Origin of the sequence: Micromonospora sp. NPDC005707 (assembly GCF_040631005.1) — a bacterium.
In the GTDB taxonomy this organism is placed as follows: Bacteria; Actinomycetota; Actinomycetes; order Mycobacteriales; family Micromonosporaceae; genus Micromonospora.
Map to the genome: position 1 here is coordinate 39,842 of NZ_JBEXYR010000002.1, position 11,600 is coordinate 51,441.

Here is an 11,600-nt window from a genome sequence, read left to right on the forward strand (position 1 = left end):
AGGATGGGCGTCGTGGCGGAGCGGATGGTCGTCGTCGGCGGGGACGCCGCCGGAATGGCGGCGGCGTCCCAGGCCCGGCGCCTCCGCGGCCGGGACGACCTGGAGATCGTCGCCTTCGAGCGCGGCCACTTCACCTCCTACTCGTCCTGCGGCATCCCCTACTGGATCAGCGGGCTGGTGCCGGATCGGGACCAGCTCATCGCCCGCGACCCGGCCACCTTCCGGGACCGGTTCGACATCGAGGTCCGGCTGCGGCACGAGGTCACGGCCATCGACCTCGACCGCCGCGAGGTGGTGGCGCGGGATCTGGACGGAGGCGGCGAGGTCCGCGCCGGCTTCGACACCCTCGTCTACGCCACCGGCGCGACCCCGATCCAGCCCGAGTGGGCGCGGGGCGGAGTCGCCGGGGTGTTCGGCATGCAGACCCTCGACGACGGCAGCGCCCTGCTGGACTGGCTGGAACGCGAGCCCCGCCCCCGCCGCGCCGTGGTGGTCGGCGGCGGCTACATCGGGGTCGAGATGGCCGAGGCGCTGCTGCACCACGGGCTCTCGGTCGACCTCGTCGAGCAGGCCGACCAGCCGATGTCCACCGTGGACCCGGACATGGGCGAGCTGGTGGCCGAGGCGATGCGCGGCACCGGCATCGGCATCCGCACCGGCCTGTCCGTCACCGGCCTCGACGAGCGGGACGGCCGGATCGCCGCGGTGGTCACCAGCGAGGGGCCGATCCCGGCCGACGTCGTGGTGCTGGGCCTGGGCGTACGCCCGAACGTCGCGCTCGGCGCGGCCGCCGGCCTGCCGATCGGCCCGTCCGGGGCGATCCGTGTCGACCGGCGGATGCGGGTGCCCGATGCGCCGGGCGTCTGGGCGGCCGGCGACTGCGTGGAGAGCCTGCACCGGGTCAGCGGCATGCCCATGCACATCCCGCTCGGCACCCACGCCAACAAGCAGGGCCGGGTCGCCGGGATCAACATCGGCGGCGGCTACGCGACGTTCCCCGGCGTGATCGGCACGGCGGTGACCAAGGTCTGCGAGCTGGAGGTCGGGCGCACCGGCCTGCGCGAGCGGGACGCCAGGGCGGCCGGCTTCGAATTCGTCACCGTGCTCGCCGAGTCGACCAACCGGGCCGGCTACTACCCGGGCGCCCGGCCCATGACGGTCAAGCTGATCGCCGAGCGGCCCAGCGGCCGGCTGCTGGGCGCCCAGATCGTCGGCTGGTCCGAGGCGGCCAAACGGATCGACGCGCTGGCCGTGGCGCTGTGGAACAACATGACGGTCGACGAGATGACCGCGCTCGACCTGGGCTACGCGCCGCCGTACGCCCCGGTCTGGGATCCGGTGCTGATCGCGGCCCGCAAGGCCGTCGACGCCCTCGCCCACTCCGGCCGGTAGGGGGCTGTCGGATTTCGGGTGCGGTTGTTGTCACTGGAGCGACAAGAAACGCACCCGCAGCGCGGTGGGATCGACCGGTGCGCCTGCCACAGGACGACGCGTCGGGACTGGAGTGGCTGCTGTTCACCCAATCGGAGGTGCTCACCTGGGCGCAGGCGGTCGCCGAACTGACCCCGGGAAAGGTGCGGCACCTGCTGGCCAGCGGGCGCTGGCAGCGGGTGTGCCGCGGGGTGCTGCGGGGTGCTGCGCGCCGCCCCGGGCGGCCCGTTCACCGACGACCAGCAGTGGTGGGTCGCGGTACTCGCCGCGGGCGAGGGGGCGGCGCTCGCCGCCCGGGCCGGCGGCCTGCGGGGCAACTGGCGGTACGAGGTGGTGGACGTGCTGGTGCCCCACCAGCGGCGGGCGGCCGACCTGCTGCGGCGGCTCCCGCTGGGCCTGCCGGCGGTGCGGGTGCGCCGGGTCCGCCGGCTCGACCCAGCCGACCACCAGCGGGGCCGCCCCGACCGGACGAGCATGGCGCGATTCCTGGTGGACGCGGCACAGTGGGCGCGTACCGACGACGAGGCGCAGCAGATCGTCGCGGCCGGCTGCCAGCAACGGCGAGCGACCCCGGCCGAGATCGACGCGGTGCTCGAGCGGATGCCCCGCGCGCGCCGGCGGAGCCTCGTCCGGGAGACGCTGTGCGACGTGGCCGGCGGCGCCGAGGCCCTGTCTGAGATCGACCTGGTCCGGCTCTGCCGACGTCACGGCCTGCCGGCGCCCGACGGGCAGACGCGCCGGCGGGACGCCGACGGCCGGCAGCGCTACCTGGATGCCTACTGGCCACGCTGGCGGTTGCACGTCGAGGTGGACGGCGCACACCACATGGACGTCCGGCACTGGGCCGCGGACCTGCGTCGCCAGAACCGCGTCTGGATCGAGGGCGACCGTATTCTCCGCTTCACCGCGTTCGACGTCCGCCACCGCCCCGACGAGGTGGTGGCACAACTCCGGGCCGCCCTCATCGCGGCCGGGTGGCGCCCCTGAGCCGTTCCGGGTGCACCTGTTGTCGTTCCAGCGACAACAGACGCACCCGAATGCGCTGAGCGTTATCGCGTTGTCGGTGTCCGTGTGTCCCCGGAGGATGGCCGGATGCGGTTGGAGATCCCTGAGGGACTGCGCTGGACCGAGCGGACGCCGGTCGGCCGGGCCTGGCTTGCCGAGTTGCCCGACCGGTTGGCGGACTGCGTGGCGCGGTGGGGGTTGTCGGTCGGCCCGCCCTTCGCGTACGCGTTCGCGTCGCTGGCCCTGCCGGCGGAGTTACCCGACGGCACCCGGGCGGTGCTGAAGCTCCAGTACCCGGACGACGACAGCGTGCACGAGGCGACCGCGCTGGCGCACTGGGCCGGCCGGGGAGCCATCCGGCTGCTGGCCCACGACGCCGAGCGCCGCGCCCTGCTGGTCGAGCGTTGCGACCCCGGCACCCCGCTGCACGAGCTGCCCCCGGACGCGGCGCTGGACGTGGCGGTCGGGCTGCTCCCCCGGCTCGGCGTGCCGGCCGGCCCGCCGTTCACCCCGCTCGCCGAGGAGGCGGCCAGCTGGGCCGAGCGCATGCCGGCCAACTGGGCACGCCTGAACCGGCCGTACGAGCGGCGGCTGCTCGACGCCGCGCTCGGGATGCTCGCCGACCTGGCGTCCACCCAGGGCGCGCAGGTGCTGGTCAACCAGGACCTGCACGCCGGCAACGTGCTGGCGGCCGATCGCGAGCCGTGGCTGGTCATCGACCCGAAGCCGCTGGTCGGTGAGCGGGAGTTCGCGGTGGTGCCGCTGGTGCGCGGTCCGGAGCTGGGCCACTCCCCGGCGGCGGTGCGGCACCGGCTCGACCGGCTCAGCGCCGAGCTGGGCCTGGACCGGGAACGGGTCCGCGGCTGGGCGGTCGGTCAGACGCTGGCCTGGAGCATCGGCGAGGACCAGGTCTTCCCGCAGCAGGTCGAGACGGTCCGCTGGCTGCTCGGCATGGCGTGACCGGTCCGCGCGGGCCGTGCGCACCAGGTCCGTCGGCTGGTCGGCCCGGCGTGACCGGCCCCGGACCGGTCACGCCACGCCGACGCGGCGGTCAGGCCGGGTACGGGACCGCCTCGCGTGCCGTCCGCAGGGCCCCGGCCCACCAGGCGAGCTGGTCCAGCAGCGTCTTGGCGTAGCCGGCCGCCGCGGGGTCGAGCGGCTGGCCGTCCTGCCACCCCGTGAAGTAGTTCGGGAAGGCCAGCCCGTCACGGATCGTCACGGCGTGCAGTTCGGTGAGCACGTTCTCCAGGTGCAGGACGGCGTGCCGGCCGCCGGCCGCCCCGCCGTAGCTGACGAAGGCCACGGGCTTGGCCGTCCACTGGGTGAAGTGCCAGTCGATCGCCGCCTTCAGCGCGGCCGGGTAGCTGTGGTTGTACTCCGGCGTGACCAGGATGAACGCGTCGGCGCCCGCCAGCCGGGCGGTGAGCGGCGCCATGGCCGCCGGGCGCGGGTACGCGTCGCCCGCGAACTTTGGTGACTCCGCCGGCAGTGACAGCGGGATCTCGACCTCGGCGAGGTCGACGACGTCGATGTCGAATCCGCCGTGCTCGCGCGCCCGCTCGGCGACCCAGGACGCGACGACCGGCCCGAACCGGCCCTCGCGGACGCTTCCGACGACGATGACCAACCTGTGCTTCTCGTTCATGCGGTCCACGGTCCGCCGCCGGGACGGCGGCAGCCAGACCGGGCGGAGGCTGGCCCCCGCAGGGCCACGCTACGCCGGCCGGGTCGGCCGGAATCCGACCTAGACTTCCCACCCATGGGTACGCCACTGGGCGACTTCGTCCGCGCCAAGCGCGACAGCATCCGGCCGGAGTCCTTCGGCCTGCCCGACGGGGGCCGGCGCCGCTCCCCGGGCCTGCGCCGCTCGGAGCTCGCCGTCCGGGCCGGGATCAGCGTCGAGTACCTCACCCGCATCGAGCAGGGCCGGGACCGGAACCCGTCGCACTCGGTGCTGCACGCTCTCGCGGACGGCCTGAGCCTGGACGCCGCCGAGCGTCACCACCTGCGCTACCTCGCCAAGATCACCGGCGGGGCCTGTCCGGGGCACCGGCCGCCGGCGCCGCCCAACCGGGAGGTCCGGCCCACCGTGCGGGAGACCCTCCGGCTGCTCGAGCCGGGGGTGGCGTTCGTCACCAACCGGCTGGGCGACGTGCTGGCGTACACGGGCGGGTTCGAGCTGGTCATGGGCGGGATCGGGCTGCTCGACACCGACGAACCGAACCTGACCCGCTACGTCTTCACCGATCCGCGCGCCCGGAGCGTCTTCCCCGACTGGGACCAGGTGGCCGACGAGCATGCCTTCGACCTGTGGCTCGGGCCGTCCGCGGAAAGCTCCGAGTGGTTCCGGGTCCAGCTCGCCCCCGTCGCCGGGCCGGAGTTCACCCGGCGGCTCCAACGGCACCTGCCGCCGCCCCAGGTCCCGCTCCGGCTCGACCATCCCGCCCTAGGCGAGCTGCGCTGGCACCGGGAGAAGCTGGAGCTGCCGAGCACCGACGCCCAGGAACTGGTCGTGCTCCTGCCGGCCGACGAGGCGACCGCGCAGGCCGTCGAGAGGCTCCGGCACCGCCGGTATGGCACCCTTCGCGCCGTCGGCTGACCGGGCCGCGCTGGGCCGCCGGTCAGCCGCCGGGGGCGCCGCCGGTCAGCGGGCCTGGCAGGTGGCGCACCAGTAGAGGTTGCGGCCGGCGAGCGCGCCGCGGCTGACCTCGGTGCCGCAGACGTGGCAGGGCGCGCCGGGGCGGCGGTAGACGTAGACCTCGCCGCCGTGCCGGTCGACCCGGGGCGCCCGCCCCATCGCCTCCGGCAGGTGCACGTCACGGACGGTGTCGATCCGGCCCCGCTCGACGGCGACGGTCATCAGCGCGACCAGGTCGGCCCAGAGTTCGGCCCAGCCGGCCGGAGTCAGGTCCCGTCCGGGCAGCAGCGGGGGCAGCCCGGCCCGGAAAAGCGCCTCCACCACGAAGATCAGGCCGGTGCCGGCGACCACCGACTGGTCCAGCAACAGCGCCGCCAGCGGGGTGGGGCTGCGCCGGATCCGGGCGTACGCCCGGTCGGGGTCGGCGTCGGCGCGCAGCGGGTCGGGGCCGAGCCGGTCGCGCAGCGCGGCCACCTCGGGCGGGGTCAGCAGCTCGCAGGCGGTCGGTCCGCGCAGGTCCAACCAGTGCCGGTCACTCATGAGCCGCAGCCGGATCTGCCCGACCGGGGGCGGCGGCTCGCCGGGGCCGTCGGTGACCTTGCCGTAGAGCCCGAGGTGGACGTGCAGGGTCAGCTCGCCCGCGTAGTGGTGCAGCAGGTGCTTGCCGTACGCCTCGGTGCCGTCCAGGACGGTGCCGGTGAGCCGGGCCGCGCCCTCGGCGAAGCGGCCCTGCGGGCTGGCGGCGTGCACCTTGTCGCCGGCGAAGAGCTCGGCGTGCCGGGCCGCCAGGCGGTGGATGGTGTGTCCCTCTGGCACGACGGCAACGGTAGCCCGCCGGCCGGGACGCCGCCGACCAGGAGCGGCGGCGGCTTCGACGGGTGTCGACGCGTCCGCCACGGGGTACTTCATGAGCGTCACGCGCGGTTTCCGCGCCGGAGTTCAGGAGGTGTCGAAGTGAAGATTCTGTCCCGCCGGAACGGTCCGGCGCGAACCGATGACGTGAACGGCGACGGGGTGGTCGACGAGCGCGACCGGGTCGGCGACCGGGAGGACGGCCGCCCGGTCGCCACCGACCGGGATGCGGAGCGGACCACGTACCGCAGCGCCGCCACCGCGTCGGACGGCGAGCGCGCCCGCGACGCCGCCTCGACCACCGGGGACGGGGGCGCCACCACGACCCGGAGCGGGCGCACCGGCGACTCGGAGCGGCGCGCGGCGGAGCGGGCCGCGGCGGCCCGCGCGGCCACCGGCCGCCGGCCAGACGTGGACGCCCGGCCCGCGGGGCCGGCGGCCGACGTGGAGCCCGCCACGGAGCGCACCGTCGACCTCAACCGCGACGGCCGGCCGGACCGGCCGGTCGACCGGGACCCGGCGACGGAGCGGGTGGAGCCGGTCCGCACGAAGCGGCCCCGGGCCAGCCTGCTCGCCACCCTCGGCCTGATCGTCTCGGTGGTCGGCGCCCTGTTCGTGCTCTCCGGCACCCTGGCCGGCTACGGCATCGGCCTCGGCGCGGTCGGCGCGGTGCTCGCCGTGCTCGGCCTGGTCGCCACCCGCCGCCGGCACGTCGCTGGCAAGACCGACGCGCTGATCGGCATCGTCGTCGGCCTCGCCGCCGTGGTGCTCGGCGTCGTGGCGATGACCGGCCAGTTCGACTGGCCGACCACCGACGGCGACTGGGTCGGCCGGTTCCGCGAGTGGCTCGACTCACAGTTTGCGGATCTCTTCTGACGGGCAGTTTCCCGGTCGCCGGCAGCGCCGGCACGCCCGATCAGCTCTGGTGGTTCACCAGCCGGGCACACCTCTTTCGGGGGCGGCGGTTCGCCGCCCCCGAAGTATGTCCGGGGTCGGTTCGGCCCCGGCGACGTCTCGTCGGCCAGCCGAGCGCGTGAACGCAACGATCGTTCGGTGATGAGGGCCCAGACGCAACGATCCGTCGCCCAACGCAACTTCCGGCGGTGGATGTCGTCTACCCGGGCCGCATACCGTTGGACCACGGCGCCAGCCCGTGGGCCGACGGTGGCCGGGCGCGCCCGACCCCTGGGAGCACGACATGACGATGGACGCGACCCGCCAGCGCTTTCTGATGTGCCGGCCGACGTACTTCGCCGTCGACTACGCGATCAACCCGTGGATGGACCCCACCGCCCCGGTAGACGCCGACCTGGCGATCCGGCAGTGGGAGCAGCTCCGCCGCACCTACCTCGACCTGGGCCACGAGGTCGAGCTGATCGACCCGGTCAGCGGCCTGCCGGACATGGTCTTCGCGGCCAACGGCGGCACGGTGATCGACGGCAAGGCCATGGCGGTGCAGTTCCGCGACCCGCAGCGCGCCGACGAGGCGCCCGCCTACCGGGCCTGGTTCGAGGCCGCCGGCTTCGAGATGTACGACCCGAAGCACGTCAACGAGGGTGAGGGCGACGTCCTGCTGGTCGGCGACCACCTGCTCGCCGGCACCGGGTTCCGCACCGCGCACGCCTCGCACGCGCAGCTCCAGGAGGTCTTCGGCTACCCGGTGATCACCATGCAGCTGGTGGACGCGCGCTTCTACCACCTGGACACCGCGCTCACCGTGCTCGACGAGCGGACCGTGGCGTACCTGCCGGAGGCGTTCTCCCCCGGCAGCCGAGCGGTGCTGCGCCGGCTCTTCCCGGACGCGATCCACGCCACCATGGCCGACGCCGAGGTGCTGGGGCTGAACGCGGTCAGCGACGGCAGGCACGTGGTGCTGCCGGCGCAGGCCACCGACCTGGCCGCGAAGCTGCGCGACCGGGGCTACGAGACCATCGGTATCGACCTGTCCGAGCTGCGTAAGGCCGGCGGCGGACCGAAGTGCTGCACGTTGCGACTCCGTCAGGGAAAGGCACTCAAGTGATCATCGACGACATGCTGCGGACGCCCGCCGCGGTACGGGACGCGGAGCGTCACACGGCGCACAACTACCACCCGCTGCCCGTGGTGATCTCGTCGGCCGAGGGCTCCTGGCTGACCGACGTGGACGGCCGGCGCTACCTGGACTGCCTGGCCGGCTACTCGGCGCTGAACTTCGGCCACCGGCACCCGAAGCTGATCGAGGCCGCGCACGCGCAGCTCGACCGGCTCACCCTGACCAGCCGCGCGTTCATCCACGACCAGTTCGCCGACTTCTGCCGCGAGCTGGCCGCGCTGTGCGGCAAGGACCTGGTGCTGCCGATGAACACCGGCGCCGAGGCGGTGGAGACCGGCATCAAGGTCGCCCGCAAGTGGGGCTACCAGGTCAAGGGCGTGACCCCGGGCCAGGCCAACATCGTGGTCGCCGAGGGGAACTTCCACGGCCGGACCACCACCATCGTGAGCTTCTCCACCGACGAGGACGCCCGCGCCGACTTCGGGCCGTACACGCCGGGCTTCACCGTGGTCCCCTACGGCGACCTGGCCGCGCTGACCGCCGCGATCGACGAGAACACGGTGGCCGTGCTGCTGGAGCCGATCCAGGGCGAGCAGGGCGTCGTGGTGCCGCCGGAGGGCTACCTGCCGGGCGTCCGCCAGGTCTGCACCGAGCGGAACGTGCTCTTCATCGCCGACGAGATCCAGTCGGGCCTCGGCCGCACCGGCGCCACGTTCGCCTGTGCGGACGAGGGCGTCGTCCCGGACATGTACCTGCTGGGCAAGGCGCTCGGCGGCGGCATCGTCCCGGTCTCGGCGGTCGCCGCGAACACCGACGTGCTCGGGGTCCTCAAGCCGGGCCAGCACGGCTCGACCTTCGGCGGCAACCCGCTGGCCTGCGCGGTCGCCACCGAGGTGGTCCGGCTGCTGGCCACCGGCGAGTTCCAGCGCCGCTCGGCCGAGCTGGGCGAGCGGCTGCACGCCGGCCTGCGCGGTCTGATCGGCAAGGGCCTCGTCGCGGTCCGGGGCCGGGGCCTCTGGGCCGGGCTGGACATCGACCCGGCGCTGATGACCGGCCGGGAGGCCTGCGAGCGGCTGATGGAGCGGGGCGTCCTGGCCAAGGACACCCACGGCTCGACCATCCGGCTCGCCCCGCCGCTGGTCATCACCGCCGACGAGATCGACCACGCGGTGGCGCAGCTCGCCGCCGTGCTGGCCGGCTGATCCGCGTACGCGTGCGAAGGGCGCCGGGACCGCGACGGTCCCGGCGCCCTTGCGCGTCGCGTCAGGGGCGCGGCAGCCGCATCGCCATGGTCGGCGCCTCGGCCATCACCGAGGTGGGGCTGAACTTCGCGTCGCTGGCCACCTCGTCGGCGCGGCCGATCTGCACGCCCGGATAGAGCTCGACGAGGTCGCCCTCGCCCAGCACCCGGGACTGCTGCGGGGCCAGTGCAATCCGGTCCGGCTCGGCCATCGAGCCGCCCGGGCGCACGCCTGAGCCGTTGGTGCTGGTGTCGGTGACCACCACCTCGCCCACCCTGAGCTCGAGACGGATGTGGTTGCGGCTGATCCAGCGCCGCGCCTCGTCGTTGAGCCACTGGCCGAGCACGATCCCGCCGGTGGCCTCGGGTGCCCGCCCGACCGCGACCGGCTGGGTCTCGGTGAGCGCGAACCGCTGCCGGACCAGCCCACCGATCCGCACCGCCAGCACGGCGGTACGCGGCCGCGGCCCCGCGTCGCCGAGCCGGGCGCCGTGCCGGGGGCAGGTCGGCACGCCGTTGCGCAGCGTGGGTGGCGGCTGCCCGGCCGGGGCGCGGTCCACCCGGGCCAGGTCGGCGAAGGCCCCACCGCCCCCACCGGCGCCGAACAGCGCGCAGCCCGGCTCGGGGCAGCGCCACTGCCGGGCGAGCAGCTTCGCGCCGACCGGCGAGCGGCTGCCGGAGGCCGGGGTCTGCCCGCCGCCGACGTGCGCGATGAAGACGGGGCCGCCGGCGCCCGGCACCGGGGCGAGCACCCGGCCGGCCTGGCCGAGCCACGGCCAGCGGCCGCCCAGCCCGTCGAACCGGACCCGGCTGAGCACCGGCAGGCCGAGCAGGTCGGCCACCTCCAGCATCCGGTCGCCGGGGTGGTCGAGCACCTCGACCAGGCCGTCGTCGGCCCAGCGCCGGACCACCATCCGCTCGTTGGAGGTCAGGTCCGCGTCGGAGAGCAGGGCCCGGTGCACGATCGCGTAGACCGGGACGCTGTCCTCCTCCATCTGCCGGGCCAGCGCGTCGATCACCATGCCGAGCCGCAGCAGGCTGGCCGGCCGCCCGCCGTCCAGGTCCTGCCAGCGGATCACCTCGGCCAGGTCGACCACCGCACGGGCCAGCGAGGGGTCGGTGCAGACCCGACCCTCGATGGCGTCCAGCACCTTGCTGATCTCGAATCTCATGCCGCGCTCCGGACGGTGTCGTCGGTCCGCCGGGTCGGGGCCGGCCGCCCCGCCTCGGCTCGCACCGCCGCCGCGGTGAGCAGGTCTGCCATGCGACGACCCTACCGGCAGTGCCGACCGGCGCCCCGCGACGCACGCCGGAAATCGAACCTCGTCGCTCAACCCTGCCGCAGCGGGCGGCCCACCTCGTGCATGTGCGCCAGCGCCTGCCGGTACGACTCGACCAGCCCGGTCTCCGCGTACGGGATGCCCTGCTCGGCGCAGTAGGCGCGGACGATCGGCCGGGCCCGCCGGAGGTTGGCCCGGGGCATGTTGGGGAAGAGGTGGTGCTCGATCTGGTAGTTGAGCGCGCCCAGCGCCACGTCGACGAACCGCCCGCCGCGCACGTTGCGCGAGGTGAGCACCTGCTTGCGCAGGTAGTCGAGGTCGTCCTCGGCGGTGGGCATCGGCATGCCCTTGTGGTTCGGGGCGAACGCGCAGCCCATGTAGAGGCCCCACAGCCCCTGGTGGACGGCCGCGAAGAGCAGCGCCCGGCCGGGCGACATCACCGCGAACAGCAGGCCGAGGTAGCCGGCGGCGTGCGCGAGGAGCAGCAGCCCCTCCACGGCGCGGTGCCGGACCGGGGTGCGCCACCGGCCGTCCGGCTCCCGGCCGACCAGCGCCCGCACGCTGGCCACGTGCAGGGCCAGCCCCTCCAGGAGCAGCAGCGGGAAGAACAGCCACGCCTGCCGCCGGGCCATCCACCGGCTCAGGCCCCGGGTCCCCGCTGCCTGCTCGTACGTCCAGACCAGCGCGCCCGCGCCGACGTCCGGGTCCTCGTCGGCGTGGTTCGGGTTGGCGTGGTGCCGGTTGTGCTTGTCCACCCACCAGCCGTAGCTCAGCCCGACCGCGAGGTTCCCGGCGACCAGGCCGGCGGCCTCGCTCGGGCCGCGCCGGCGGAACATCTGCCGGTGGCCGGCGTCGTGCCCGAGGAACGCCACCTGGGTGGTGGCCACCGCCATGAGCACCGCCAGCGGCACCTGCCACCAGGAGTCGCCGACCGCCACCACCACGGCCCAGCCGGCCACGTAGGCGCCCAGGGTCAGCGCGATCCGGGCCGCGTACCGGCCGGGCCGCCGCTCGAACAGGCCCGCGGCGGCGACCCGGCGGGACAGCCGCGCGTAGTCGCTGCCCCGCCGTGCCGGTGCCGTCAACGTCGATGAGGTCATCCGCTCCCCCGCTCCTCGGTCC

Annotated in this window: 11 protein-coding genes; 7 read left to right on the forward strand and 4 right to left on the reverse strand. The window is 74.8% G+C overall.

Annotation, left to right across the window (positions count from 1 at the left end; genetic code table 11):
• Window positions 1-12: 12 nt before the first annotated feature.
• From ABZ452_RS02715 to ABZ452_RS02725, 3 genes are all read left to right on the forward strand, one after another.
• Window positions 13-1,392, forward strand: coding sequence for an FAD-dependent oxidoreductase (locus ABZ452_RS02715; RefSeq protein ID WP_357938252.1), 1,380 nt, complete (start codon window positions 13-15; stop codon window positions 1,390-1,392).
• Between the two features lie 864 nt (window positions 1,393-2,256).
• The gene (locus tag ABZ452_RS02720; RefSeq protein WP_357939061.1) at window positions 2,257-2,418 is read left to right on the forward strand and encodes a hypothetical protein; all 162 of its coding nucleotides are present in this window, start codon (window positions 2,257-2,259) and stop codon (window positions 2,416-2,418) included.
• A gap of 105 nt (window positions 2,419-2,523) precedes the next feature.
• Complete coding sequence (locus tag ABZ452_RS02725; protein WP_357938254.1) at window positions 2,524-3,396, forward strand: aminoglycoside phosphotransferase family protein; 873 nt, start codon at window positions 2,524-2,526, stop codon at window positions 3,394-3,396.
• A gap of 91 nt (window positions 3,397-3,487) precedes the next feature.
• On the opposite strand, the gene ABZ452_RS02730 is transcribed toward ABZ452_RS02725, so the two are convergent.
• Window positions 3,488-4,081: an NAD(P)H-dependent oxidoreductase gene (locus ABZ452_RS02730; RefSeq protein WP_357938256.1), complete on the reverse strand. Its 594-nt coding sequence runs from the start codon at window positions 4,079-4,081 to the stop codon at window positions 3,488-3,490.
• Between the two features lie 114 nt (window positions 4,082-4,195).
• Between ABZ452_RS02730 and ABZ452_RS02735 the strand changes: the two genes are divergently transcribed.
• Window positions 4,196-5,035: a helix-turn-helix transcriptional regulator gene (locus tag ABZ452_RS02735; protein ID WP_357938258.1), complete on the forward strand. Its 840-nt coding sequence runs from the start codon at window positions 4,196-4,198 to the stop codon at window positions 5,033-5,035.
• Between the two features lie 45 nt (window positions 5,036-5,080).
• Here ABZ452_RS02735 and ABZ452_RS02740 read toward each other — a convergent pair whose 3' ends face one another.
• The gene (locus tag ABZ452_RS02740) at window positions 5,081-5,890 is read right to left on the reverse strand and encodes a DNA-formamidopyrimidine glycosylase family protein (RefSeq protein ID WP_357938260.1); all 810 of its coding nucleotides are present in this window, start codon (window positions 5,888-5,890) and stop codon (window positions 5,081-5,083) included.
• Between the two features lie 138 nt (window positions 5,891-6,028).
• Here ABZ452_RS02740 and ABZ452_RS02745 point away from each other — a divergent pair, with 138 nt between their 5' ends.
• The 3 genes from ABZ452_RS02745 to rocD all read left to right on the forward strand — a co-directional run bounded on the left by ABZ452_RS02745 (window position 6,029) and on the right by rocD (window position 9,160).
• Complete coding sequence (locus tag ABZ452_RS02745; protein ID WP_357938262.1) at window positions 6,029-6,802, forward strand: DUF4190 domain-containing protein; 774 nt, start codon at window positions 6,029-6,031, stop codon at window positions 6,800-6,802.
• Between the two features lie 328 nt (window positions 6,803-7,130).
• Entirely contained in the window at window positions 7,131-7,946 is an 816-nt protein-coding gene (ddaH, locus tag ABZ452_RS02750) for a dimethylargininase (RefSeq protein ID WP_262284897.1), read from the forward strand.
• Complete coding sequence (gene rocD, locus ABZ452_RS02755) at window positions 7,946-9,160, forward strand: ornithine--oxo-acid transaminase (protein WP_357939063.1); 1,215 nt, start codon at window positions 7,946-7,948, stop codon at window positions 9,158-9,160. Before ddaH ends, rocD begins: the two co-directional genes overlap by 1 nt.
• Window positions 9,161-9,221: 61 nt before the next feature.
• Here rocD and ABZ452_RS02760 read toward each other — a convergent pair whose 3' ends face one another.
• Both ABZ452_RS02760 and ABZ452_RS02765 read right to left on the reverse strand, forming a co-directional pair.
• Window positions 9,222-10,370, reverse strand: coding sequence for an FHA domain-containing protein (locus tag ABZ452_RS02760; RefSeq protein ID WP_357938264.1), 1,149 nt, complete (start codon window positions 10,368-10,370; stop codon window positions 9,222-9,224).
• Between the two features lie 158 nt (window positions 10,371-10,528).
• Window positions 10,529-11,578, reverse strand: coding sequence for an acyl-CoA desaturase (locus ABZ452_RS02765; protein WP_357938266.1), 1,050 nt, complete (start codon window positions 11,576-11,578; stop codon window positions 10,529-10,531).
• Between the last annotated feature and the right edge of the window lie 22 nt (window positions 11,579-11,600).

Excerpts from the sequence above, each read along its gene's own strand:
- ABZ452_RS02720 (WP_357939061.1), top strand. The coding sequence starts at position 2,257 with ATGGACGTCCGGCACTGGGCCGCGGACCTGCGTCGCCAGAACCGCGTC.
- ABZ452_RS02725 (WP_357938254.1), top strand. The coding sequence starts at position 2,524 with ATGCGGTTGGAGATCCCTGAGGGACTGCGCTGGACCGAGCGGACGCCG.
- ABZ452_RS02730 (WP_357938256.1), bottom strand. The coding sequence starts at position 4,081 with ATGAACGAGAAGCACAGGTTGGTCATCGTCGTCGGAAGCGTCCGCGAG.
- ABZ452_RS02735 (WP_357938258.1), top strand. The coding sequence starts at position 4,196 with ATGGGTACGCCACTGGGCGACTTCGTCCGCGCCAAGCGCGACAGCATC.
- ddaH (WP_262284897.1), top strand. The coding sequence starts at position 7,131 with ATGGACGCGACCCGCCAGCGCTTTCTGATGTGCCGGCCGACGTACTTC.
- ABZ452_RS02760 (WP_357938264.1), bottom strand. The coding sequence starts at position 10,370 with ATGAGATTCGAGATCAGCAAGGTGCTGGACGCCATCGAGGGTCGGGTC.
- ABZ452_RS02765 (WP_357938266.1), bottom strand. The coding sequence starts at position 11,578 with ATGACCTCATCGACGTTGACGGCACCGGCACGGCGGGGCAGCGACTAC.